Below are 24,301 nucleotides of genomic sequence, written 5' to 3' on the forward strand. Positions count from 1 at the left end.
GCATGAGCCAGCCCGCGCCCCCGCGCCGCCACGTCCGCAGCCGCGTCGAGCTCGAGGTCCGCGAACCGGCCCAGCTGGTGTGGTCGGTCGCGGTCGCCACCGGGCCCGAGCTCGCCGAGGAGACGCTCACCGTCACCGTCGACGACCAACCGGTGGAGGTCGAGGAGCACCACGTCGCCGACGGGGGCCGCCTCCACGTCTGCACCGCGCCCGTCGGTCGCCTGGTGATGTCCTACGACGCCCTGGTGACCGGCCGCGCCGAGCCCGCGTCCGTCGACCCGGTCGACGACATCGTCTACCGCCGCCCCAGCCGCTACGCCGAGTCCGACGAGCTCGGCCCGACCGCCTGGGCGCAGTTCGCCCAGCTCGAGGGCAAGGCGCTGCTCGACGCGGTCAGCTCCTGGGTCGGCACCCAGCTCTACTACGTCAGCGGCTCCAGCCGCCCCACCGACGGGGCGACCCAGACGCTGCTGGCCCGGCAGGGCGTGTGCCGCGACTTCGCCCACCTCGTGACCGCGATGCTGCGCGCCCGCAACGTGCCCGCCCGCCTGGTCTCGGTCTACGCGCCCGGGCTGTCGCCCATGGACTTCCACGCGGTCGTCGAGGCCGCCATCGACGGGCAGTGGCGCGTCGTGGACGCCACCACCCTGGCGCCGCGACCCACCCTGGTCCGCATCGCCACCGGCCGGGACGCCTCGGACACCGCGTTCCTCACCACCCAGTCCGGACGCACCGACCTGGTCTCGATGAAGGTCGAGGCCACGGCCGAGCCGGCGCTGCCCGACGACGACCTCACGCACCTCGTCAGCCTCACCTGACGCGAGCGCCCCCGCTCCGGAACAAGCCCTGCCTAGGATGCGTTCTCACCCCCGACGCATCCTCGAACCCCTCTGGAGCAGTGCAGTGAGCGAGACCAGCGAGACCCGCAACGTGATCATCGTCGGGTCCGGCCCGGCCGGTTACACCGCCGCGACGTACGCCGCGCGCGCCAACCTGGCCCCCCTCGTCTTCGAGGGCTCGGTCACCGCCGGCGGGGCGCTGATGAACACCACCGAGGTCGAGAACTTCCCCGGCTTCCGCGACGGCATCCAGGGCCCGCAGCTGATGGACGAGATGCGCGCCCAGGCCGAGCGCTTCGGCGCCGAGCTGGTCGCCGACGACGTCATCGAGCTCGACCTGACCGGCGAGACCAAGATCGTGCGCACCGAGGAGGGCACCTTCACGGCCCGCGCGGTGATCCTGGCCACCGGCTCGGGCTACCGCAAGCTCGGCATCCCCGACGAGGACCGGCTCTCGGGCCACGGCGTCTCCTGGTGCGCGACCTGCGACGGCTTCTTCTTCCGCGAGCAGCACATCGCGGTCGTCGGCGGCGGCGACTCCGCCATCGAGGAGGCCACCTTCCTCTCCCGCTTCGGCTCCAAGGTCACCCTGATCCACCGCCGCGGCGAGCTGCGCGCCTCGAAGATCATGCAGGAGCGGGCCTTCGCCGACCCCAAGATCGAGTTCGCCTGGAACTCCGAGGTCAGCGCCATCCACGGCGAGGACAAGGTCACCGGCGTGACGCTGCGCGACACCGAGACCGGCGAGGAGCGTCACCTCGACGCCACCGGGCTGTTCGTGGCCATCGGTCACGACCCGCGCTCGGAACTGCTGCACGGCCAGGTCCGGCTCGACGACGAGGGCTACGTGCTCGTCGACGCCCCCGGCACCAAGACCAACGTCTCCGGCGTCTTCGCCTGCGGCGACCTCGTCGACCACGTCTACCGCCAGGCCATCACCGCCGCCGGCACCGGCTGCGCGGCCGCGCTCGACGCCGAGCGCTTCCTGGCCGACCTCGACTTCGCGGAGATCACCTCGGCCGGCGCCGCCACCGTCGGCGCGGGCGCCTGAGGCCCGAGGTCCGGAAGAAATCCACCCCCCGCGGGGTTGGGACACCACACCCCGCACACCACGAGTCTTCTCGATGAATGGAGCACCCATGTCCAACCTGAACGCCGTCACCGACGACACCTTCGAGGCCGAGGTCCTGAAGAGCGACAAGCCCGTGCTCGTCGACTTCTGGGCGGAGTGGTGCGGTCCGTGCCGCCAGGTGGGCCCGATCCTCGACGAGCTCAACGCCGAGCACGGCGAGAAGGTCACCTTCGTCAAGCTCAACGTCGACGAGAACCCCGTGACCCCCTCGACCTACCGCGTCACCGGCATCCCGACCCTCAACGTCTACAAGGACGGCGAGGTCGTGAAGCAGATCGTGGGCGCGCGCCCCAAGTCGGCGCTGCTCAAGGAGCTGGCCGACTTCATCTGAGCCGCACCGCTCAGACCTGCCTCACCGTCTCCCCCGGACGCTGCCACTAAAGTCCTCCGGGTGGAGACGACCCTGCGGCCCGGCGACACCGGACCCGCCGTCTCCCAGGTCGTCAGCCTGCTCGCCAGGCTGGGCCTGCTCGAGGCGTCGGACGGCGTCGCCGGGCCTGCGTCGTACGACGACCGGGTCGAGCTCGCCGTGCGGGCCTTCCAGCAGCAGCGCGGCCTGACCGTCGACGGCCTCGTCGGCCCCTCGACGTTCCGCCGCCTCGACGAGGCGCGCTGGCGGCTCGGCGACCGGATCCTGACCCACCGTCCGGGCAACCTGGTCGTGGGCGACGACGTCTACGCCCTGCAGAGCCGGCTGCTCGACCTCGGCTTCACCGTGGGGCGCCTGGACGGCTACTTCGGCACCGAGACCGAGGCCGGCGTGCGCGAGTTCCAGCGCAACTTCGGCATCCCGCCCGACGGCACCTGCGGTCCGGCCACCCTCAAGGCGCTGGCCCGGCTCCGGCCGCTGGTCAGCGGTGGCGCGCCCAACGCGATGCGCACCGAGGAGTGGATCCGCGAGTCCGGTCCCCACCTCGGCGGCAAGACCGTCGTGGTCGACGTGACCTCGGGCGACCCGATCCTGCACGACCTGGCCGCCCGCATCGAGGGCCGGCTGGTGGCGATCGGCGTCCAGGCATTCCTGACCACCCCTCGGTGGGCCGCGCACCCGCGCGACGAGGGCGAGCGGGCGGCGTTCGCCAACCGCGCCGGTGCCGACCTGGTGGTGTCCCTGGCGCTGGACGCCTCGGACAACCCCGACGCGTGCGGCGTCGCGGCGTACTTCTTCGGCGACGCCGACCGGCAGACCTGGTCCTCGGCCGGGGAGCGACTGGCCGGGCTCGTGCAGCGCGAGGTCGTCGCCCGCACCCGCGCGGTCGACCTGCGCTGCCACCCCAAGACGTGGGACCTGCTGCGCCGCACCCGGATGCCTGCGGTGCACCTCGACGCGGGCTACCGCACCCACGCCGGCGACCTCGCCCGGCTGGAGGACCCCGCCCACCGCGACGTGCTCGCCGCGGCCGTGGTGGTCGCGGTGCAGCGCTTCTACCTCTCCCCCGACGTCGACGCCGCCACCGGCGTGCTCGACGTGCGCGAGCTGCGCGACAGGTTCGGCCAGGGCGCGGGACGGCCCTGATGCCCCAGGTCACCGCCGAGGCGTGGGTGCCGGTGCCGCCCGAGCTGGCGTTCGCCGTCAGCCAGACCACCGGTGAGGTGCGGCTGCGCTGGGACCCCTTCATCCGCCACCAGCACCTCGTCGACGCCGACCGACCGGCCAAGGGCGTGGAGACGGTGACCACGGCACGCGTCGGGCCGACGATGAGGAGCCGCTACGTCTCCTACCGCCCGCCGACCTCGGTCGGCATGACGATGGTGCGCGGTCCGTGGTTCTTCGCCTCCTTCGGCGGTGGCTGGCGGTTCGTGCCCGAGACCCGCCACGGGGTCGCCGGGACGCGGGCGGTGTGGAAGTACACCTACGCCGTGCAGCCGGCCGTGCTCCGGCCCGTCGCCGAGCCGATCGGTCAGTGGCTCCTGGGCCGCGAGATCCGGGCGCGCATCGCGGCCTTCGCCCGCGCGTGCGAGGACCCGGTCGTCCTCGACGCCGTCTGAGGCTGCGTCACGGCGGGGCCGAGCAGCCGCTCGAGGCCCCTCTCCAGCTCCTCGCGCAGGCTGAGCGTGGTGCGCAGGTCCATCCGCATCCGCGGGTGCAGCGCGTGGGCACGCTGCGTGGAGAACCCCACGGCCAGCCAGAACGCGGTCGGCACCAGGCAGTCGTGCCCGTCGCCCCGGTCCGCCCCGTCGCCTCTGCTGTCGCCGAAGGTCTCCACGGCGCGCACCGCCGACCGTCCGCCCGATCCCAGCCGGCCGCGCACCAGGTCCTTGGCCACGCCCTGCACGAGCATCCGGCCCAGGCCGCCGCCACGGTGCGCAGGGTCTACGTGCAGCTCGGTCAGCACCACCGCGTCGCTGCTGACGGGCGCGGTGGCGAACCCCGCGGCGCCGGGCACGTACGCCGGCGGCGCCCACAGCACGTGGCCGACCACCTCGCCGTCGACCAGCACCACCCGGCCGCACGAGCCCCACTCGCGCAGCACCGTGCTCACCCAGGCGGCCTTCTCCTCGGCCTCGTGGCCCCGGGCCGCGCGGCGGCGTACGGGGTCGAGCTCCCAGGCCACGCACGAGCCCGACCCGCCGGGGAGCAGCGGCAGGTGGTCGAGGGTGAGGCGCTCGGTCTTGCGGCCCATGGCCCCAGCCTAGGTCGCCACGGGCTCAGGCGCGCTGGGTCGCGAGGAACTCCGAGATCCGGCCGATGGCCTCGGTGAGCGTGTCGAGGTCGGGCAGGGTCACCAACCGGAAGTGGTCGGGGGCGAACCAGTTGAAGCCGGTGCCGTGGGTGACCAGGATCTTCTTCGCCCGCAGCAGGTCGATCACGAACTGCTCGTCGTCGACGATCGGGTAGACCTCGGGGTCCAGGCGCGGGAAGCAGTAGAGCGCCCCGCGCGGCTCCACGCAGCTGACGCCCTCGATCTCGTTGAGGAGCCGCGAGGCGGTCTTGGACTGCTCGTAGAAGCGGCCGCCGGGGCCGATGTACTCGTTGATCGACTGGTAGCCGCCCAGGGCCGTCTGGATCGCGTGCTGGGCCGGCACGTTGGCGCACATCCGCATGTTGGCCAGCAGCGTGAGGCCCTCCAGGAAGCTCTCGGCCACGTGCTTGGGGCCCGAGATCATCACCCAGCCGGCGCGGTAGCCGCAGACGCGGTAGGCCTTGGAGAGCCCCGAGAAGGTCAGGCAGAGCACGTCGTCGCCGGCGTAGGCCGCGGTGTGGTGGTGCACCGCGTCGTCGAAGAGGATCTTCTCGTAGATCTCGTCGGAGAAGACGACCAGCTGGTGGCGCCGGGCGATGTCGACGAGACCCTTGACGGTCTCCTCGCTGTAGACCGCACCCGTGGGGTTGTTGGGGTTGATGATCACCAGCGCCTGGGTGGCTGGCGTGATCTTGGCCTCGATGTCGGCGAGGTCCGGGTCCCAGCCGTTCTCCTCGTCGCAGCGGTAGTGGACCGGCGTACCCCCGCACAGGGAGACCGCGCCCGTCCACAGCGGGTAGTCCGGCGCCGGGACCAGCACCTCGTTGCCGTCGTCGAGGAAGGCCTGGAGCACCAGCGAGATCAGCTCGGAGACGCCGTTGCCGATGAACACGTCGTCGACGCCGGTCTCGCGCAGCCCGCGCGACTGGTAGTACTGCGACACAGCCGTGCGCGCGGAGTAGATCCCGCGGGAATCGGAGTAGCCCTGGGCCTCGGGCAGGTTGTGGACCATGTCGGCCACGATCGCCTCGGGAGCCTCGAACCCGAACGGGGCCGGGTTGCCGATGTTGAGCTTGAGGATCTTGTGACCCTCGGCCTCGAGGCGCTGGGCCTCCACCAGGATGGGTCCGCGCACGTCGTACCGGACGTGCTGCAGCTTTCGGCTCTGGACGATCGGGCGCATGACGGGAGTCTCGCAGGTCGCCCGCCCGGATCCGTCGCGTGGCACGATGCCCCGGTGCGCGACCTCACCTACCCGCCCATCGTCCTCACCGCCAAGATCCTGTTCCGGGTGCTCGGCCTGTCGTTCCAGATGGAGGGCACCCACCACGTGCCGCGCACCGGTGGCGCGCTGCTGGCCTTCAACCACGTCGGCTACATCGACTTCGTGCTCGGCGGTCTCGCCGCACAGGACTCCGGCCGGCTGGTGCGGTTCATGGCCAAGAAGGAGGTCTTCGACCACCCCGTCGGCGGCCCCGTGATGCGTTCGATGCACCACATCCCCGTCGACCGTGGCGACGGCGCCGGCTCGCTGGAGGAGGCGCTGCGCTACCTCGAGGCGGGTCAGGTCGTCGGGATCTTCCCCGAGGCGACGATCTCGCGCTCCTTCGAGGTCAAGGAGCTCAAGACCGGCGCCGCCCGGATCGCCGCCGACGCCGGCGTGCCGCTCGTCCCAGTGGCGCTGTGGGGCACCCAGCGGCTGATGACCAAGGACCACCCGCGTGACTTCTCCCGCGGCAAGACGATCGGCATCCGCGTCGGGGAGCCGATGCACCCGACCGGTGACGACCCGGCCGCCGAGACCCTCGAGCTGCACGAGCGGCTCACCCGGCTCGTGCACGAGGCCGTCGACGCCTACCCCGGCGACGAGCAGCCCCCGGGGTCCTGGTGGCTCCCCGCCTCTCGCGGCGGCACGGCCCCGACCCCCGAGGAGGCCGCCCGTCTCGACGCGCAGGAGAAGGCGGCCCGTGCGGCCCGGAAGGCTGCGCGGGAGGGCTGAGCGGGGGCCTGCGGGTGCCTGCGGGTGCCTGCGGGTGCCTGCGGGTGCGGAGGTTTCACGGGAAACCGACGTCATGTCGTCTCGTCGGTCAATCGACAGGTTGCTTTGTCGACATGTCGTTCTGGGTGCGGCGATCTGAGCGGCTCGCGTGGGACGTCATACGTCCTCGTCGTCTGGGCGACCGCCTCGTATGACGCACCGCGGGACGTCATACGGTCCGGTCGTCCGGGCGACCACCACGTATGACGCATCCGCCGCCATCGACCAGCAGGTGGCGTACGTCATCAGGATCGTGGCCTCCACCCCACACCTGTGATGACGTCCGGTGGAGACAGGACGTCATACGTCCCGGTCGTCGGGGCGACCAGCTCTTATGACGCAGTGCGCGCCGCCCGACTAGATGGGGCGGTCGTCCCGGTTGCGGGGGTCGATCACCGAGACGATCCGCTCGAGGTCGGCCAGGGAGGCGAACTCGATGGAGATCCGGCCCTTCGAGCGGCCCAGCGCCACCTTGACCCGGGTCTCGAGCCGGTCGCCCAGGCGGTCGCCGAGCTCGCTGAGGCCGGGGGCCGAGGGACGGGACGGGCGGACCTTGGGTGAGGAGTCGTCGTCGGCGCCGTGATCGCCGACCGCGACGATCTCCTCCAGGCCGCGGACCGAGATGCCCTCCGCGACGACCCGACCGGCGAGCCGGTCCTGGACGCCGGCGTCGGTGACACCCAGCAGCGCGCGGGCGTGTCCGGCGCTCAGCACGCCGGCGCCGACGCGGCGCTGGACGGCGGGAGAGAGGTTGAGGAGCCGGAGCGTGTTGCTGACCTGGGGGCGGCTGCGGCCCAGGCGGGTGGCCAGCTCGTCGTGGGTGCAGCCGAAGTCGTCCAGCAGCTGGCGGTACGCCGCAGCCTCCTCGAGCGGGTTGAGCTGCGAGCGGTGGAGGTTCTCCAGCAGCGCGTCGCGCAGCAGGTCGTCGTCCTCGGTCTGCCGCACGATCGCCGGGATCGTGGCGTGCCCGGCCTCACGGGTGGCACGCCAGCGGCGCTCACCCATGATCAGCTCGTACGACGCGTCCCCCGTGCGGCGCACGACCACCGGCTGGAGCAGCCCGACCTCGCTCACCGAGTGCACCAGCTCGGCCATCGCCTCCTCCTCGAAGACCTGGCGGGGCTGGCGCGGGTTGGGCACGATCGCGTCGACGTCGATCTCGGCGAAGTAGGCACCGGCGGGGGCCGTGACCTCAGCAGGCGTCTCACCTGCGGTCTCGGTGGTCGGGTCGCCAGGCACCGAGGAGTCGCTCACCGACTCGGTGGCCTCGACGTCGGCCGTCGGCGCGCTCTCGACGGGGCCGCCCGACGAGGGCGGTGGGCCGGTGGGGATCAGCGAGCCGAGGCCGCGCCCCAGTCCGCGGCGTACGGGCTGGTGACCGCTCATCGGGCTCCTCCGGTGGGGGCGCCGCGCAGCGCGACCTCGCGCGCGGCCTCGAGGTAGGACAGGGCGCCCGGGGATCCGGGGTCGTAGGCCATCACGCTCTGCCCGTAGCTGGGCGCCTCCGAGACGCGGACCGACCGCGGGATGGCCGTGCGGAGCACCTGGTCGCCGAAGTGCTCACGCACCTCCGAGGCGACCCCGGCCGCCAGGTTGGTCCGGGCGTCGAACATCGTCAGCAGGATGGTGCTGACCGTCAGCCGCGGGTTCAGGTGGGTGCGCACCATCTCGACGGTCTCGAGCAGCTGGCCCAGGCCCTCGAGGGCGTAGTACTCCGCCTGGATCGGGATGAGCATCTCAGCCCCGGCGACCAGCGCGTTGAGGGTCAGCAGGCCCAGCGAGGGCGGGCAGTCGACGAGCACGTAGTCGAAACGGTCCTCGCCGTCCCCGTCGACGAGCGGGTGGGCGGCCAGCGCCTGGCGGAGCCGCTGCTCGCGGGCGGGCAGGCTGACCAGCTCGATCTCGGCGCCGGCCAGGTCGATGGTGGCGGGCACGACGTACAGGCCGGGGATCTCGTGGTGCGGCTGCACCACGTCGACGAGGGGCACCTCCTCCACCAGCACGTCGTACGACGAGGCGACCCCGCGGTGGTGCTCGACCGACATCGCGGTCGAGGCGTTGCCCTGCGGGTCGAGGTCGATGAGCAGGACGCGCAGACCGTGCTGGGCCAGCGCCGCGCCCAGGTTGACGGTCGTCGTGGTCTTGCCGACGCCGCCCTTCTGGTTGGCGACCACCATCACGCGGGTCGAGGCGGGGCGGGGCATCGGGTCGCCGTACCGACGGCCCTGCCGCACCAGCATCTGACGCTCGATCGCCCGTGCCATGGGCGTGGAGTCGTCGAAGCGCGGCCGGTCCGCCGCGAGGTCCCCGGCTGTCCGCACGGAGGGTGTCATGTCGCTCCCTGTTTCACGTGAAACTGGCTCTACCTGTGGATAAGTACGCCGCCCTGTGGATGCTCACGCTCAGCAGCCCGCCGGGACCGGTGGATAACCCTGTCATGCCGGCAGCCGCGCCTCGACGACGGTCACCGGCGGGTCGAGCAGCTCAGCCCCCAACCGGTGCACCTGGAACCGTCGCGCGCCGAGCTTGCGCAGGCCCTTCTCCGCCTCCGCCAGCTCGTCGTCCACCGACGACCCCTTCATGGCCAACATCGCGCCACCACGGTCGACGAGCGGCAGCGACCACCGGCCCAGCCGATCGAGGGGAGCAACCGCACGAGAGGTGACGACGTCGAACCACATCTGGCCGTGCACCTCCTCTGCGCGTCCCCGGTGGACGGTCACGTTGTCGAGCTCCATTGTGGACGCCGCCAGCTCGAGAAACGTGGTGCGACGCAGCAGCGGCTCCAGCAGAGTCACGTGCACGTCGGGTCGACGCAGCGCGAGCACCAGCCCGGGCAGTCCGGCCCCGGAGCCGACGTCCACGACCCTGGCACCCTCGGGCACCAGGTCGGCCACGAGCGCACAGTTCAGCAGGTGTCGCTCCCACAGCCGGGGCACCTCACGCGGACCGATCAGCCCGCGGACCGTCGCCTCGCCGGCCAGCAGGTCGGCGTACGTCTCGGCGAGCGGCAGCCGAGAACCGAACACCCCCCGCGCCAGCTCGGGCGCGGGGGGTGCCGTTTCACGTGAAACGGGGCCACGTGGGTCGGAGCTCATGCCGGCGGGAGCACCACGACGTAGCGGCGCGGCTCGGCGCCCTCGGACTCCGACTGCAGGCCGGCGTCGGCGACGACGTCGTGCACGACCTTGCGCTCGAACGGCGACATCGGCTCGAGCTCGGCCCGCTCACCGGAGTCGCGCACCTGGGCCACCAGCTCGGCGGCTCGCTTCTCCAGCTCGGCGCGGCGGTCTGCGCGGTGGCCGCTGACGTCGAGCATCAACCGGGAGCGCTCGCCGGTCTCCCGGTAGACGGCCAGCCGGGTCAGCTCCTGCAGCGCCTCGAGCACCTCACCGTCGCGACCCACCAGCTCGGGCAGCTCGGCACCGACGATGGAGACGGTGGCGCGGTCGCCCTCGACGTCCATGTCGAGGTCGCCGTCGAGGTCCGCGATCTCGAGGAGCTCCTCGAGGTAGTCGGCGGCGATCTCGCCCTCCTGCTCGAGGCGGGCGCGCTTGCCCTGCACCGGCTGCTGCTCGTCGGCCCCGCCGTCGGTCTGGCCGTCGGTCAGTGCGTCGGTCTGGATCTCTTCTTGGGCCTGGTCGGTCACGAGTTGTCTCCCTGGTCTGGCGTGGTCGGGTGGACGCGGGGCGCACCGGGCTTGCTGCCGCCCTTCTTGCGCTGCGACCGCGTCTGGTTGCGGGGCTGCTGGCGTGCCGGGGTGCGGGTCTCCTCCGTCGCGAGCGGGGTCGGGGACGCCGCCGCGTCGGGGGCCGCCGGATCCGCAAGGCCCTTGCGACGGCGCTTCTCGGCGTCGCGCTCCTGCTTGGCCCGGAAGGCCTCGGTGTTGGGCGCCGGGTTGTTGCGGATGACGTAGAACTGCTGGCCCATCGTCCACAGGTTGGAGGTGGTCCAGTAGAAGAGGACGCCGATCGGGAAGGCGATGCCACCCACGGCGAAGACGAGCGGCAGCACGTAGAGCAGCAGCTTCTGCTGCTGGGCGTACGGCCCGGTCAGCGCGTCGGCCGGCATGTTCTTGCTCATCAGCTGGCGCTGGGTGAGGAAGGTCGTCGCGGTCATGGAGAGCACGAGCACCGCGGCCAGCACCCGCACGCCGATGCTGTCGGTGTTGAGGAAGGTGTCGGAGATCTTCGCGCCCAGGAACACCGCGTCACCGAACTGGCGGTTGAGCGTCTCGGTCATCAGGCCACGCTCGACCGACGGGTCCTTGGCGGCCTGGTCGATCAGGCGGAACAGCGCCAGGAAGACCGGCATCTGGATGATCAGCGGCAGGCAGGAGGAGAACGGGTTGGTCTTGGTCTCCCGGAACAGCTTCATCTGCTCCTGGGCGAAGCGCTCCCGGTCGTGACCGTACTTCTCGCGCAGCTCCTTGACCCGGGGCTGCAGCAGCTGCATGTTGCGGCTGGACTTGATCTGCTTGACGAACAGCGGGATCAGCAGCGCCCGGATGACGAGGGTCAGCCCGATGATCGAGAGCACCCAGGCCACGCCCGTGGTGTCACCGAACAGCCCGCCCCACAGCTTGTGCCAGCCCAGCAGGATGGCGCTGATGGCGAGGTACAGCGGCGTCATGATGAAGCCGCCGATGGACTTGAAGAATTCCACTCAGACTCCTCGAGTCATCGAGTTCGGGGGAGGGACCGGGTCGTAGCCGCCCAGGGCCCACGGGTGGCAGCGCAGCAGCCGGCGTACGGCGAGCCAGCTGCCCCTCACACTGCCGTGCTGGGTCACGGCTTCCAAGGCGTACGCCGAGCAGGTGGGGTGGTAGCGGCAGACCTGACCGTAGAGCGGGCTGATCGCGTAGCGATAGCCCCGCAGCAGCACGATCAGGACGTGCTTCACGCCGGGGCCGCCTGGGGAAGGCAGCGCGCCAGGCCCCGGTCGAGCTCACGCCCCAGCACGTCGTACGACGCCTCGGCCGCGGCAGGCAGTGCCCGCACGACCAGCAGCGCGTGGTCCGGCAACCGGTCGACCCGGTCGGCGACGAGGTGGCGCAGCCGCCGCTTGACCAGGTTGCGGGTCACGGCGTTGCCGACGGCCTTGGAGACGACGAATCCCGCACGCGGGGTCGCCAGGACCGCGCCGGAGTCGGGCACCAGCAGGTGCACGACCATGACGGGACCACCGCTGCGGCGCCCGCGCCGGACCACCGCCCGGAACTGCTCGGGGGCGGTCAGGCGCTGGGACGAGGGCAGCACGCGGGCGTGGCCGACGCCTCAGGCGGCGAGGCGGCCGCGGCCCTTGCGCCGACGGGCCGACAGGATCGCCCGGCCGGCGCGGGTCCGCATGCGCAGACGGAAGCCGTGGGTCTTGTGCCGACGGCGGTTGTTGGGCTGGAACGTGCGCTTGCTCAACTTAACGTCACTCCACTCGAGGTGTTGCTGGACAGAAGTCTGGGGGGCGACCAGGCGGACAGGCCGAAGCCATCGACACCCGGTCGACCGCCCAACGGTACGCGCCGCGCGACGACAGGGTCAAACCGGCCGCTGGGAGGCTGTGGATCTGGCCCCGCAGGCCTGTGGACGACCGGTTGCCGCCCTGTGGACAAGGTTGTTAGCGTCCCCGTCCTGGACCTCCGGTGGTCAGCCGCGAATGCCGCAGACCCGGACATCCTTCGACATTGCACAACCTGTGGACAAAGCTGTGGACACGGGTGGCCGAACGGCCGAGCGGACCCAGGACGGAGCACCACCAGGCGTGGACGCGAACGACAGCACCAACGACGGATCGCACACCGGCAGGCTCCAGGTCCTCTGGCCCGGCATCGTGGAGAACCTCCCTCCCAACCAGCGGATGTGGCTCACCACCAGCAAGCCGCTGATGCTCGCCGAGAACACCGCGGTGGTCGCGGTGCCCAACGAGTTCACCCGCACCCAGCTCGAGGGCCGCCTGCGCACCCGCATCGAGGACGCGCTCTCCGACCAGATCGGCAAGCCCGTCCGCCTGGTCGTCAGCGTCGACACCTCGCTCGAGCGCACCGTGCCGCCGGACGAGGCCGCGGCGCCGGCGACGGTCACGCCGCTGCAGCCGCGCGACCTGCCCCGCGACGACCGGGACGGGCGCGACGACCGCGACGACCGGGAGGCACGCGACCGGTTGCTGGAGCAGCGGGACCGCGAACGCGAGCGGGAGCGGGACGAGCGGCGGGATCGACAGGACGACGTACCGCTTCATCGACACAGAGACATGTCGACAAAGGCGAGCTCCTCGCTCACCACCGGCATCCCGGACAGCCCGCTCAACCCGCGCTACTCCTTCGAGACCTTCGTCATCGGCTCCTCCAACCGGTTCGCACACGCGGCCGCGGTCGCGGTCGCCGAGGCGCCGGGCAAGGCCTACAACCCGCTGATGGTCTACGGCGACTCCGGGCTCGGCAAGACGCACCTGCTCCACGCCATCGGCCACTACGTCCGCAACCTGTGGACCGGCGCGAAGATCCGCTACGTCTCCTCCGAGGCGTTCACCAACGACGTCATCAACGCGATCAAGGACGCCAACACCGCAGCGCTGCAGCGCCGCTACCGCGACGTCGACGTGCTGCTGGTCGACGACATCCAGTTCCTCGAGGGCAAGCAGCAGACGCAGGAGGAGTTCTTCCACACCTTCAACACGCTGCACAACGCCAACAAGCAGATCGTCATCTCCTCCGACCGCTCCCCCAAGCGGCTCACCCAGCTCGAGGACCGGCTGCGCAACCGCTTCGAGTGGGGGCTGCTCACCGACGTACAGCCGCCCGACCTGGAGACCCGCATCGCGATCCTGCGCAAGAAGGCCGCCGCCGACCGCCTCTCCGCGCCGGCCGACGTGCTGGAGTTCATCGCCTCCCGCATCCAGACCAACATCCGCGAGCTCGAGGGTGCGCTGATCCGGGTGACGGCCTTCGCCAGCATCAACCAGCAGGAGGTCGACATGACGTTGGCCGAGATCGTGCTGCGCGACCTGATCCCCGAGGGCGGCGAGCCCGAGGTCACCGCCGGGCTGATCATCGCCCAGACCGCGTCGTACTTCGGGTTCTCGATCGAGGACCTCACCGGTCCCAGCCGCACCCGCGCCCTGGTGACGGCCCGCCAGATCTCGATGTACCTCTGCCGTGAGCTCACCGAGCTGTCGTTGCCCAAGATCGGCCAGCAGTTCGGCGGTCGCGACCACACCACGGTGATGAACGCCGACCGGCGGATCCGCAAGGACCTCGCCGAGCGCCGCAACGTCTTCCACCAGGTGACCGAGCTGACGACCCGGATCAAGCAGCAGGCCAAGCAGGCCTGAGCAGCCGTGAGCGGGCGCGAACTACACGCGTGCAAGATGTGGTTCCCGCTCGGCGAGTCCGTGGACGAGGTGGGGAGGAGGCTGTGGACGAGCCCTGCCCGTGCTGCACAGGCCGGTCGGCGGGCCACAGGAAGTGGTAGTTCACCCCGGCGCCGTCCACAGGCACCGACTCACAACTTCTCGCACCTGACCTGCGGCGCAGCCCGTCGTCCACAGAATCCCCACCACCTACTACTACGACGAGATCTATCCATGGACTCTCGTCGAGCAACCACCGAACGAGCCCCGACCTGTGGACTGCGGGGCCGTGGCAGGATGCTCACCCCGACCTGATGGACCTGATGGAGAGGAACCCATCGCCGTGAAGTTCCGCGTCGAACGTGACGTCCTGGCCGACGCTGTCGCCTGGACGGCTCGCGCGCTCCCCGTACGCCCGAGCGCACCCGTCCTGGCCGGCCTGCTGATCGAGGCCGGCTCCTTCGAGGACGACGGGGAGGGACTGCGGCTCTCGACCTTCGACTACGAGACCTCGGCGCGTGCCACCCTCAACGCCGAGGTCAGCGAGGAGGGCCGGGCCCTGGTCTCCGGCCGGCTTCTCGCCGACATCTGTCGCAGCCTGCCCAACAAGCCGGTCGACGTCGACGTCGACGGCGCCAAGGTGACGCTGGTCTGCGGCTCGGCGCGGTTCAGCCTGCAGACGATGCCGGTCGAGGACTACCCCACGCTGCCGACCATGCCCGAGGCCCGCGGCACCGTCCCGAGCGGTGTGTTCTCCCAGGCCGTCGCGCAGGCGGTCACCGCCGCCGGTCGCGACGACATGCTCCCGGTGCTGACCGGCGTCCGCATCGAGCTCGACGGCGGCTCGATCGCGATGCTCGCCACCGACCGCTTCCGCCTCTCCCAGCGCGAGCTCGGCTGGGACCCCTCCGCACCCGACATCGACGCCGCGGCCCTGGTGCCGGCCAAGGTGCTGGCCGACACGGCCAAGGCCCTCACCGGCGGCTCGGAGATCCGGATCGCGCTGTCGTCGGCGTCCGGCAGCGGTGCCGGCGAGGGCATCATCGGCTTCGAGGGCTCCGCCGGGGGCGGCGTACGACGCACCACGACGCGGCTGCTCGACGGGGAGTTCCCCAAGGTCCGCTCGCTGTTCCCCTCCGAGCACCTCACCGTCGCCCGGGTCGACCGGGCCGCGCTGGTCGACTCGGTCAAGCGCGTCTCGCTCGTCGCCGAGCGCAACACCGCGGTGCAGCTGGCCTTCTCCGAGGGCGTGCTGACCCTCGACGCCGGCTCCGGCGAGGAGGCGATGGCCAGCGAGTCGATCGAGGCCAACGTCACCGGCGAGGACATCACGACCGGCTTCAACCCCGCCTACCTGCTCGACGGCCTCACCGCCCTCGAGGCTCCGGTGGTCGAGCTGGCCTTCACGCAGGCCAGCAAGCCCGTCGTACTCTCGGGTGTCGACAGCCTCGACGGGGAGGCGGACACCGCGTTCCGCTACCTGCTGATGCCGCGTCGCCTGCTCTCCTGACCCACCCAGCACGACCCACCACTGCACACAGGAGCACCGCCATGCACCTCGGACTGATCGGCCTGGGCAAGATGGGTGGCAACATGCGCACCCGCCTGCGCAACGGTGGCCACACCGTCACCGGCTACGACCGCAACCCCGACGTGAGCGACGTGGGGAGCCTGGCCGAGCTGGTGGAGGCGCTGCCCTCGCCCGCGGTGGTCTGGGTGATGGTGCCCGCCGGCGACCCGACGCGCGAGACGGTCGCCGAGCTGGGCGAGCTGCTCTCCGAGGGCGACCTGGTCGTCGACGGCGGCAACTCCCGGTGGACCGACGACCAGCTCAACGCGGAGAAGCTGCGCGAGAAGGGCATCGGCTTCGTCGACTGCGGCGTCTCGGGCGGCATCTGGGGCCTGGAGAACGGCTACGCGCTGATGTACGGCGGCGCCGACGACGACGTCGCCAAGATCCTGCCGGCCTTCGAGACGCTCAAGCCCGAGGGTGACTCCGGCATGGTCCACGCGGGCCGGAAGCCGGGCGCCGGGCACTTCGCCAAGATGGTCCACAACGGCATCGAGTACGCCATGATGCAGGCCTACGCCGAGGGCTGGGAGCTGCTCGAGAAGGTCGACGTGGTCGACAACGTGACCGAGGTCTTCGACTCCTGGCGCGAGGGCACCGTGATCCGCTCCTGGCTGCTCGACCTGCTGGTCGTGGCGCTCAAGGACGACGCCCACCTCGACGAGATCCGCGGCTACGCCGAGGACTCCGGCGAGGGTCGCTGGACCGTCGAGGCCGCCATCGACAACGCGGTGCCGATGCACGTCATCGCGGCCTCGCTGTTCGCGCGCTTCACCTCCCGCCAGGACGACAGCCCGGCGATGAAGGCGGTGGCCGCGATGCGCAACCAGTTCGGCGGGCACGCCACCCAGGCCGGCAGCCCGGCCGGCGGCGACTCCTCCGCCCCGCCCGAGAAGTAGCCGGGCGGCTCGGCCCTCCCGGTGTACGTCGCGCACCTCTCGCTCCACGACTTCCGCTCCTACGAGACGCTGGAGATCGACCTCGACCCCGGGGTCAGCTCGTTCGTGGGTCGCAACGGGCAGGGCAAGACCAACATCGTCGAGGCGATCGACTACCTCTCCCGGCTGAGCTCGCACCGGGTCGCCGCCGACCTGCCGCTGGTGCGTCGCGGCGCCGAGCGTGCCGTGGTCCGGGCCGCCGTGGTCCGCGACGACCGCCGGGCGGTCCTCGAGGTCGAGATCAACCCCGGGAAGTCCAACCGTGCCCGCGTCAACCGCGGTCCGCTGCCCAAGGCGCGCGACCTCGTCGGGCTGGTCCGCACGGTCGTCTTCGCGCCCGACGATCTCGCGCTGGTCAAGGGCGACCCGACCGAGCGGCGGCGCTTCGCCGACGACCTGCTGGTGCTCCGGGCCCCGCGGTACGCCGGGGTGCGTGCCGACTACGACCGGGTGCTCAAGCAGCGCAACTCGCTGCTCAAGACCGCCCGCGCCCGGGGCGGCTCCGCCGGGGAGTCGATGCTCAGCACCCTGGAGGTCTGGGACGAGCGGCTGGCCCGGCTGGGCGCCGAGGTGATGACGACCCGGGCGGCGCTGGTCGAGGACCTGGTCCCCCTGCTCGGCACGGCCTACGAGGCGGTCGCCCGGGGGGCGCACCGCGACGACGCGGTGATCTCCTACCGGCCCAGCTTCGAGGTGCCGACAGGCGAGGACGGCGCCGACGTCGAGGCGTTGTTCCACGTGGAACTGGCCCGCCGCCGGCGTGACGAGCTCGACCGCGGCGTCACGCTCGTGGGTCCGCACCGCGACGACCTGCTCTGCGAGCTCGGCGGCTTGCCGGTCAAGGGCTACGCCAGCCACGGCGAGGGCTGGTCCTTCGCGCTGGCGATGCGGCTGGCGTCCTACGACCTGCTCCGGAGCAGCGGCGACGACCCGATCCTCGTGCTCGACGACGTCTTCGCCGAGCTCGACACCGGCCGCCGCGAGCAGCTGGCCGAGCTGGTCGCCGGCGCGGAGCAGGTGCTGGTCACCGCGGCCGTGGCCGGTGACGTGCCCGAGGCGCTGCGCGGCCGGCGCTACGACGTCGCCGACGGCGGGGTGGTGCCGCATGGGTGAGGAGACCCACGACGAAACCGGCCTCGACCTCGCCCGCTCCGTCGCGCGCGGGCTCGCCGGCCGGACCCCTGCGGCGGGTGGGCGCGGGCTGGGCCGGGCACCGGGTCGCGGACGCCGGCGCCCGGTGGTGGAGCCGCGGGTCAGCGGGGCGCGTCCCGACGACCGCGACCCGCAGACCCTCGACACCTCGATGACCCGCTTCGTGGCCGACCAGGGCTGGGCCTCGGAGCTGCGCGTGCACGGGGTCTTCGCCCGCTGGGAGGCGATCGTGGGCCGCGAGGTCGGCCAGCACGTGCGTCCGGAGTCACTGGCCGACGGTCGGCTCGTCGTACGCACCGACTCCACGGCGTGGGCGACCCAGATGAAGCTGCTCGCGCCGGACGTCGTACGCCGCCTCAACGAGGTGCTGGGCGAGGAGACGGTGCGCGTCATCGACCCCGTCGGACCGCGCGCGCCGAGCTGGACCCGCGGACGGCTCCGTGTCAAGGGCCGGGGTCCGCGCGACACCTACGGCTGACCCAGGGCCCGCTGGGAGGTCGAGGGGCGTACGGGGACCAAGCCGACCCCCTCCCGCGGGCCAGCGGAGCCGCTCACGGGCCTCTGAGGGCCACGTTCGGGTCACGGTCGTCCCCAACTCGGGGCCACGAGGCATGGTGCGGGGCCTCCGGGCGGGTAGACTGGCTCCAGGTCGCCGGCCCTCGTGCGTGGCGGCCGCTGTGATGTCTAGGACCTGAGGACGTGTCCGTGGCCGACGAGCCCACCACCCCTGCTGACCTGCCCGCTGACCTGTCGGCCGCCGTGCCGGCCGACCACCCCGAGGTGCCCGCCGTGGTGCCCGCCAGCATCGTCGAGGGGCACGCCGTCGAGGCGGGCAACTACGACGCCAGCGCGATCCAGGTGCTGGAGGGGCTCGAGGCGGTCCGCAAGCGCCCCGGCATGTACATCGGCTCCACCGGCGAGCGCGGCCTGCACCACCTGGTGTGGGAGGTCGTCGACAACTCCGTCGACGAGGCGCTGGCCGGCTACTGCGACCGCGTCGAGGTCACGGTGCTGCCCGACGGCGGCGTCCAGGTCTCCGACAACGGCCGCGGCATCCCGGTCGACGTGCCCCCGGGCCAGGAGCTGCCGGCCGTCACGGTCGTGCTGACCGTGCTGCACGCCGGCGGCAAGTTCGGCGGCGGCGGCTACAAGGTGTCCGGCGGCCTGCACGGCGTCGGCGTCTCCGTGGTCAACGCGCTCTCGCGCCGCGTCGAGGTCGACATCAAGCGCGACGGCTACCGCTGGACGCAGGCCTTCGAGCTCGGGGTCCCGACCGGGCCGCTCGAGCGCCACGAGGCGACGGAGGAGACCGGGACCACGACCCGCTTCTGGGCGAGCCCCGACATCTTCGAGACCACGACGTACTCCTTCGAGACCATCACCAACCGGTTCCGCGAGATGGCCTTCCTCAACAAGGGTCTCGAGATCGTGGTGCGCGACGAGCGGCCGGCCGCCGCGCAGATCGCCGAGGCGGTCAACGACGAGACGGTGACCGACGCCGAGGACGCCGGCGAGGCCGAGGACGGGACGCACGCCGACCGTGCCGACCTGGCCCGCGGCACCGCGGCCGGTGCCGTCGAGCGCCGGTTCCGCTACGACCGCGGCCTGGTCGACTACGTCGAGCACCTCAACCGCAGCAAGACCGTGGCCAACCCCAGCATCATCAGCTTCGAGGCCGAGACGCCGGAGAGCCACGACGCCCACATGAGCCTCGAGCTCGCGATGCAGTGGAACACCTCCTACAACGAGTCGGTCCACAGCTTCGCCAACACCATCAACACCCACGAGGGCGGCACCCACGAGGAGGGCTTCCGCACCGCGCTCACCACGCTGGTCAACAGCTGGGGCGAGGAGTGGGGCCTGATGAAGAAGGCCGAGGACCGCGTCAAGGGCGACGACATCCGCGAGGGCCTGACCGCGATCATCTCGATCAAGCTCGGCGAGCCGCAGTTCGAGGGCCAGACCAAGACCAAGCTCGGCAACACCGAGGCCAAGGGCTTCGTGCAGCGGCTGGTCAACGAGCAGCTCGGGATGTGGCTGGAGAAGAACCCCGCCGAGGGCAAGGACATCGTCCGCAAGGCCCAGTCCGCGGCGCAGGCACGGATCGCGGCCCGCAAGGCGCGCGACCTGGCCCGCTCGCGCAAGGACCTCTTCGGCGGCGGCGGCCTGCCCGGCAAGCTGTCGGACTGCCAGTCCAACCTGCCCGAGGAGTGCGAGGTCTTCATCGTCGAGGGCGACTCGGCCGGTGGCTCGGCGCGCCAGGGCCGCGACCCGCGCGTCCAGGCGATCCTCCCGATCCGCGGCAAGATCCTCAACGTCGAGAAGGCGCGGCTCGACAAGGTGCTCGCCAACACCGAGGTCCAGGCGATCATCTCGGCGCTCGGCACGGGCGTGCACGAGGAGTTCGACATCGACAAGCTGCGCTACCACAAGGTCGTGCTGATGGCCGACGCCGACGTGGACGGCCACCACATCAACACCCTGCTGCTGACGCTGCTCTTCCGCTTCATGAAGCCGCTCATCGAGGGGGGCTACGTCTACATGGCGCAGCCGCCGCTCTACCGGCTGCGGTGGAACAAGCCCCACGAGCACGAGTTCGTCTACTCCGACTCCGAGCGCGACCTGCTGATGCGCGACGGGCTCGCCCAGGGCCGCAAGCTGCCCAAGGAGAACCCCGTCCAGCGCTACAAGGGTCTCGGCGAAATGAACGCCGACGAGCTGTGGGAGACCACGATGAACCCCGACCAGCGGCTGATGCTGCAGGTCACCCTCGACGACGCCGCGCAGGCCGACGAGGTGTTCTCGGTGCTCATGGGTGAGGACGTCGAGCAGCGACGCTCCTTCATCCAGCGCAACGCCAAAGACGTCCGCTTCCTCGACATCTAGGACACACACCCCATGACTGAGACCACCGACAACCTCGGGTCCGGCGACGGCGGAGGCGGCGGCCGCATCGAGCCGATCGAGCTGCAGACCTCCATGCAGCGGGCCTACATCGACTACGCGATGGCCGTCATCGTCGGTCGCGCGCTGCCCGACGTGCGCGACGGCCTGAAGCCGGTGCACCGCCGGGTGCTCTACGCGATGTACGACGGCGGCTACCGCCCCGACCGTGGCTTCTCCAAGTGCTCCCGCGTCGTCGGCGACGTGATGGGCCAGTACCACCCGCACGGCGACTCCGCGATCTACGACACCCTCGTCCGGCTCGCCCAGCCGTGGGTGATGCGCGCGCCGCTGATCCAGGGCCAGGGCAACTTCGGGTCCCCGGGCAACGACGCCGCCGCCGCGATGCGCTACACCGAGTGCCGGATGGACCCGCTCGCGCTGGAGATGGTGCGCGACATCGACGAGGAGACCGTCGACTTCCAGCCCAACTACGACGGGCGCTCCCAGGAGCCGACGGTGCTCCCGTCGCGCTACCCCAACCTGCTGGTCAACGGCTCGGCCGGCATCGCGGTCGGCATGGCCACCAACATCCCGCCGCACAACCTGCGCGAGGTCGCCGAGGGCGCGCTGTGGGCGCTCGAGCACCCCGACGCCAGCCGTGAGGAGCTCCAGGACGCGCTGATCGAGCGCGTCAAGGGCCCCGACTTCCCCAACGGTGCGCTCATCGTGGGTCGCGAGGGCATCGAGCAGGCCTACCGCACCGGTCGTGGCTCGATCACCCAGCGCGCGGTGATCGAGGTCGACGAGGACAGCCGCGGCCGCACCTGCCTGGCCATCACCGAGCTGCCCTACATGGTCAACCCGGACAACCTCGCCGAGAAGATCGCCGACCTGGTGCGCAGCGGCAAGGTGCAGGGCATCGCCGACGTGCGCGACGACTCCTCGGGCCGCACCGGCCAGCGCCTCGTCGTGGTGCTGCGCCGCGATGCCGTCGCCCGGGTGGTGCTCAACAACCTGCTCAAGCACACCGAGCTGCAGACCAACTTCAGCGCCAACATGCTGGCTCTGGTCGACGGGGTGCCGCGCACGCTGACCATCGACCAGTTCGTCACCAACTGGGTCGCCCACCAGATCGAGGTCATCCAGCGGCGCACCCGCTACCGGCTCCGCAAGGCCGAGGAGCGGGCCCACATCCTGCGCGGGCTGGTCAAGGCGCTCGACATGCTCGACGAGGTGATCGCGCTGATCCGGCGCTCGCCCGAGGTCGACGACGCCCGCACCGGCCTGATCGAGCTGCTCGAGATCGACGAGCTGCAGGCCAACGCGATCCTCGACATGCAGCTGCGTCGCCTGGCCGCCCTGGAGCGCCAGAAGATCATCGACCAGCTGGCCGAGATCGAGCTCGAGATCGCCGACCTCGAGGACATCCTGGCCAACGAGTCGCGGCAGCGCTCGATCGTGGGCGAGGAGCTCGCCTCGATCGTGGAGAAGTACGGCGACGACCGGCGTACCCAGATCATCGCGGCCGACGGCGACCTGTCCATGGAGGACCTGATCCCCGACGAGGACCTCGTCGTGACGATCACCCGCGGCGGCTACGCCAAGCGGACGCTGGCCTCGAACTACCGGACCCAGCGTCGTGGCGGCAAGGGCGTGCGCGGAGCGGCGCTGCGCGGCGACGACGTCGTCGAGCACTTCATGGCGACCTCCAACCACCACTGGCTGCTGTTCTTCACCACGGCGGGTCGCGTCTACCGGACCAAGGCCTACAACCTGCCCGAGGCCTCGCGCGACGCCAAGGGCGGCCACGTGGCCGGGCTGCTGTCCTTCCAGCCCGACGAGGAGATCGCGCAGGTGCTGGCGATCCGCGACTACGAGCAGGCGCCGTACCTCGTCCTGGCCACCCGGGCCGGGCTGGTGAAGAAGACCCGCCTCGGCGACTACAACAGCCCCCGGCAGGCCGGCGTCATCGCGATCAACTTCCGCGAGGCCGACGACGAGCTCATCGGGGCCGAGCTGGTCGACGCCGGCGACGACATCCTGCTGGTCTCCCGCAAGGGGCAGGCGATCCGCTTCCCGGCCGACGACAGCCAGCTGCGTCCCATGGGCCGCGCGACGTCCGGCGTGCAGGGCATGAAGTTCCGCGAGGGCGACTCGGTGCTGTCGATGTCGGTGATCCGCGCCGACCAGGTGCAGGCCGAGGCCGAGCACACCGCAGCCAAGCCGCAGTACGTCTTCACCATCACCGACGGCGGCTTCGCCAAGCGCACCCCGATCGCCGACTACCGCACCCAGTCCCGCGGCGGTCTCGGCATCAAGGCGATGTCGCTGGCCAACGAGGAGCGAGGCGTGCTCGTCGGCGCGTTCATCGTGGTCGAGGGCGACGAGATCCTCGCCATCACCTCGGGCGGCCAGGTGGTCCGCAGCCCCATCGACGACCAGTTCCGACCGACCGGTCGCTCCACCATGGGCGTGCGGTTCGTGACGCCGAAGAACGGCGACGAGGTCGCGGTCGTGGCCCGCAGCGTCGAGCGTGACGCCGAGGTCGAGGAGGCGGTCGAGCTGGCGGTCGAGGAGGCCGACGCGGTGGTCGACGCCGGTGCGCCCGACGCGGAGAGCCAGGACCCGGGTGACACAATCACCGAGGTCGAGGACTCGTCGACCGACGAGACCGACACCGACGGATCCGGGGAGGACTGATGTCCGAGCGTCGTGACGACGGCCCGCTCGCTCCGCGCCGCACGCTGCAGGGTGGTGGCGGCCCGGTACTGCCCCCGCCCTCGCCGCAGCAGGACGAGGAGAAGCGCAGGGCCGCCGAGGCCCAGGCCGCCAAGGAGGCCCGCGAGGAGCAGCGCCGCGCCGAGAAGGAGGCCGCCCGCCGCGAGCGGGAGGCCAGGTCGCAGGAGCGCCGCGACGCCAAGCAGGCGGCCAAGGACGACAAGGCCGAGAAGGCCGCCCAGGACCGGGCGGCCCGTGACAGGGCCGACCGCGAGAAGGCCGAGCGCGAGAAGGCGGCCGCTGCTGCGGCGCCGGCTGCGTCGGGCTCGACCTCCAGCTCGGCCCCGGCCCGGCGTCCTGCCGGCGCTGCGACCGCCCAGGGTGGTGCGGCCACGGGCGCTGCGAAGCCGGGTGCTGCGAAGTCGGGCGGCAAGCCCCGCACCCGCAAGGCGCGGCTGCGGCTGACGCAGATCGACGCGTGGTCGGTCATGAAGACCTCGTTCCTGCTCTCGATCGCCCTCGGCATCGTGCTGGTGGTGGCCGTGGCCATCGTCTGGGCGGTGCTCGGTGCGGCCGGGGTGTGGGACTCCATCAACTCGATCGTGCAGCAGTCCGTCGGCAACGCCTCGGGCCCGCAGTTCGACGTCACCGACTACGTCGGCACGTCGCGGGTGATGGGCTTCACCATGATCGTGGCGGTCGTCGACGTCATCCTGATCACCGCGATCGCCACCCTCGGCGCGTTCCTCTACAACCTCTCGGCCGCGCTGCTGGGCGGCATCGAGGTCACCCTCGCCGAGGACAGCTGACCCGTTTTGTAGGGCTCCCCGTCGATGGGATAGCCTTCCTGCGGTTCACGGGCCTATAGCTCAGACGGTTAGAGCGCTTCCCTGATAAGGAAGAGGTCAGAGGTTCAAGTCCTCTTAGGCCCACCCGAGAAAGCCCAGTTCGGAGCACCAATCGACCTGGGCTTCTTGCTTTTCCAGCAGGGACAGTGCCT

At 71.4% G+C, this 24,301-nt stretch carries 24 protein-coding genes and 1 tRNA gene; 15 read left to right on the forward strand and 10 right to left on the reverse strand.

From position 1 onward, the window contains the following. The first annotated feature begins 2 nt into the window (after nucleotides 1-2). The 5 genes from EDD33_RS18820 to EDD33_RS18840 all read left to right on the forward strand — a co-directional run bounded on the left by EDD33_RS18820 (nucleotide 3) and on the right by EDD33_RS18840 (nucleotide 3,960). Nucleotides 3-818 carry a transglutaminase-like domain-containing protein gene (locus EDD33_RS18820; protein ID WP_123392617.1) on the forward strand — a complete coding sequence of 272 codons (816 nt, stop codon included), beginning with the start codon at nucleotides 3-5 and terminating at the stop codon, nucleotides 816-818. An 85-nt stretch (nucleotides 819-903) separates the two neighbouring features. Further along, nucleotides 904-1,890: a thioredoxin-disulfide reductase gene (trxB, locus tag EDD33_RS18825; RefSeq protein ID WP_246003609.1), complete on the forward strand. Its 987-nt coding sequence runs from the start codon at nucleotides 904-906 to the stop codon at nucleotides 1,888-1,890. Between the two features lie 88 nt (nucleotides 1,891-1,978). Continuing rightward, a complete protein-coding gene (trxA, locus tag EDD33_RS18830) occupies nucleotides 1,979-2,302 on the forward strand; it encodes a thioredoxin (RefSeq protein WP_123392619.1) in 324 nt (107 codons plus the stop codon). 60 nt (nucleotides 2,303-2,362) lie between these two features. After that, nucleotides 2,363-3,487, forward strand: a complete 1,125-nt coding sequence (locus EDD33_RS18835; RefSeq protein ID WP_123392621.1) for an N-acetylmuramoyl-L-alanine amidase — start codon at nucleotides 2,363-2,365, stop codon at nucleotides 3,485-3,487. Continuing rightward, on the forward strand, nucleotides 3,487-3,960 hold the full coding sequence (locus EDD33_RS18840) for an SRPBCC family protein (RefSeq protein ID WP_123392623.1): 474 nt from the start codon (nucleotides 3,487-3,489) through the stop codon (nucleotides 3,958-3,960). Before EDD33_RS18835 ends, EDD33_RS18840 begins: the two co-directional genes overlap by 1 nt. On the opposite strand, the gene EDD33_RS18845 is transcribed toward EDD33_RS18840, so the two are convergent. Together EDD33_RS18845 and EDD33_RS18850 are read right to left on the reverse strand one after the other, a co-directional pair. Next, a complete protein-coding gene (locus tag EDD33_RS18845; RefSeq protein ID WP_123392624.1) occupies nucleotides 3,873-4,595 on the reverse strand; it encodes a GNAT family N-acetyltransferase in 723 nt (240 codons plus the stop codon). The genes EDD33_RS18840 and EDD33_RS18845 overlap by 88 nt on opposite strands. Nucleotides 4,596-4,620: 25 nt before the next feature. Beyond that, on the reverse strand, nucleotides 4,621-5,838 hold the full coding sequence (locus EDD33_RS18850) for a pyridoxal phosphate-dependent aminotransferase (RefSeq protein ID WP_123392626.1): 1,218 nt from the start codon (nucleotides 5,836-5,838) through the stop codon (nucleotides 4,621-4,623). 54 nt (nucleotides 5,839-5,892) lie between these two features. Here EDD33_RS18850 and EDD33_RS18855 point away from each other — a divergent pair, with 54 nt between their 5' ends. Beyond that, a complete protein-coding gene (locus EDD33_RS18855; protein WP_123392627.1) occupies nucleotides 5,893-6,654 on the forward strand; it encodes a lysophospholipid acyltransferase family protein in 762 nt (253 codons plus the stop codon). Nucleotides 6,655-7,050: 396 nt separating this feature from the next. Here EDD33_RS18855 and EDD33_RS18860 read toward each other — a convergent pair whose 3' ends face one another. The 8 genes from EDD33_RS18860 to rpmH form a co-directional block, all read right to left on the reverse strand. Continuing rightward, nucleotides 7,051-8,079 (reverse strand): ParB/RepB/Spo0J family partition protein, encoded by a 1,029-nt coding sequence (locus EDD33_RS18860; protein WP_123392629.1) that lies wholly within the window; start codon nucleotides 8,077-8,079, stop codon nucleotides 7,051-7,053. After that, complete coding sequence (locus EDD33_RS18865; protein WP_123392630.1) at nucleotides 8,076-9,026, reverse strand: ParA family protein; 951 nt, start codon at nucleotides 9,024-9,026, stop codon at nucleotides 8,076-8,078. The genes EDD33_RS18860 and EDD33_RS18865 overlap by 4 nt, the downstream gene beginning before the upstream one ends. 102 nt (nucleotides 9,027-9,128) lie before the next feature. Continuing rightward, nucleotides 9,129-9,722 carry a 16S rRNA (guanine(527)-N(7))-methyltransferase RsmG gene (gene rsmG / locus EDD33_RS18870; RefSeq protein ID WP_342773647.1) on the reverse strand — a complete coding sequence of 198 codons (594 nt, stop codon included), beginning with the start codon at nucleotides 9,720-9,722 and terminating at the stop codon, nucleotides 9,129-9,131. 65 nt (nucleotides 9,723-9,787) lie between these two features. Then, on the reverse strand, nucleotides 9,788-10,258 hold the full coding sequence (locus tag EDD33_RS18875) for a Jag family protein (protein ID WP_056543180.1): 471 nt from the start codon (nucleotides 10,256-10,258) through the stop codon (nucleotides 9,788-9,790). Between the two features lie 80 nt (nucleotides 10,259-10,338). Further along, nucleotides 10,339-11,325, reverse strand: a complete 987-nt coding sequence (yidC, locus tag EDD33_RS18880; protein ID WP_123393705.1) for a membrane protein insertase YidC — start codon at nucleotides 11,323-11,325, stop codon at nucleotides 10,339-10,341. Nucleotides 11,326-11,358: 33 nt separating this feature from the next. Then, nucleotides 11,359-11,595 carry a membrane protein insertion efficiency factor YidD gene (gene yidD / locus EDD33_RS18885; RefSeq protein ID WP_123392634.1) on the reverse strand — a complete coding sequence of 79 codons (237 nt, stop codon included), beginning with the start codon at nucleotides 11,593-11,595 and terminating at the stop codon, nucleotides 11,359-11,361. Next, complete coding sequence (gene rnpA / locus EDD33_RS18890; protein ID WP_123392635.1) at nucleotides 11,592-11,951, reverse strand: ribonuclease P protein component; 360 nt, start codon at nucleotides 11,949-11,951, stop codon at nucleotides 11,592-11,594. The genes yidD and rnpA overlap by 4 nt, the downstream gene beginning before the upstream one ends. A gap of 18 nt (nucleotides 11,952-11,969) precedes the next feature. Then, the gene (gene rpmH / locus EDD33_RS18895) at nucleotides 11,970-12,107 is read right to left on the reverse strand and encodes a 50S ribosomal protein L34 (protein WP_056542990.1); all 138 of its coding nucleotides are present in this window, start codon (nucleotides 12,105-12,107) and stop codon (nucleotides 11,970-11,972) included. 439 nt (nucleotides 12,108-12,546) lie between these two features. Between rpmH and dnaA the strand changes: the two genes are divergently transcribed. The 9 genes from dnaA to EDD33_RS18940 all read left to right on the forward strand — a co-directional run bounded on the left by dnaA (nucleotide 12,547) and on the right by EDD33_RS18940 (nucleotide 24,233). Beyond that, on the forward strand, nucleotides 12,547-14,019 hold the full coding sequence (gene dnaA, locus EDD33_RS18900; protein WP_246003699.1) for a chromosomal replication initiator protein DnaA: 1,473 nt from the start codon (nucleotides 12,547-12,549) through the stop codon (nucleotides 14,017-14,019). A gap of 361 nt (nucleotides 14,020-14,380) precedes the next feature. After that, nucleotides 14,381-15,547, forward strand: a complete 1,167-nt coding sequence (gene dnaN, locus EDD33_RS18905) for a DNA polymerase III subunit beta (protein ID WP_123392638.1) — start codon at nucleotides 14,381-14,383, stop codon at nucleotides 15,545-15,547. A 41-nt stretch (nucleotides 15,548-15,588) separates the two neighbouring features. Beyond that, nucleotides 15,589-16,506: a phosphogluconate dehydrogenase (NAD(+)-dependent, decarboxylating) gene (gnd, locus tag EDD33_RS18910; protein WP_123392639.1), complete on the forward strand. Its 918-nt coding sequence runs from the start codon at nucleotides 15,589-15,591 to the stop codon at nucleotides 16,504-16,506. 21 nt (nucleotides 16,507-16,527) lie between these two features. Further along, nucleotides 16,528-17,658: a DNA replication/repair protein RecF gene (recF, locus tag EDD33_RS18915; protein ID WP_123392640.1), complete on the forward strand. Its 1,131-nt coding sequence runs from the start codon at nucleotides 16,528-16,530 to the stop codon at nucleotides 17,656-17,658. Continuing rightward, nucleotides 17,651-18,175 (forward strand): DciA family protein, encoded by a 525-nt coding sequence (locus EDD33_RS18920; RefSeq protein WP_123392641.1) that lies wholly within the window; start codon nucleotides 17,651-17,653, stop codon nucleotides 18,173-18,175. Before recF ends, EDD33_RS18920 begins: the two co-directional genes overlap by 8 nt. Before the next feature lie 227 nt (nucleotides 18,176-18,402). After that, nucleotides 18,403-20,583: a DNA topoisomerase (ATP-hydrolyzing) subunit B gene (gene gyrB, locus EDD33_RS18925; protein ID WP_425463858.1), complete on the forward strand. Its 2,181-nt coding sequence runs from the start codon at nucleotides 18,403-18,405 to the stop codon at nucleotides 20,581-20,583. Nucleotides 20,584-20,595: 12 nt separating this feature from the next. Beyond that, the gene (gene gyrA / locus EDD33_RS18930) at nucleotides 20,596-23,283 is read left to right on the forward strand and encodes a DNA gyrase subunit A (RefSeq protein WP_123392642.1); all 2,688 of its coding nucleotides are present in this window, start codon (nucleotides 20,596-20,598) and stop codon (nucleotides 23,281-23,283) included. Further along, nucleotides 23,283-24,110, forward strand: coding sequence for a DUF3566 domain-containing protein (locus EDD33_RS20400; protein WP_211332600.1), 828 nt, complete (start codon nucleotides 23,283-23,285; stop codon nucleotides 24,108-24,110). The genes gyrA and EDD33_RS20400 overlap by 1 nt, the downstream gene beginning before the upstream one ends. Nucleotides 24,111-24,159: 49 nt before the next feature. Further along, nucleotides 24,160-24,233 (forward strand) — tRNA-Ile (locus EDD33_RS18940). The last annotated feature ends 68 nt before the right edge of the window (nucleotides 24,234-24,301 follow it).

Source organism: Nocardioides aurantiacus (assembly GCF_003752505.1).
GTDB lineage: Bacteria > Actinomycetota > Actinomycetes > Propionibacteriales > Nocardioidaceae > Marmoricola > Marmoricola aurantiacus.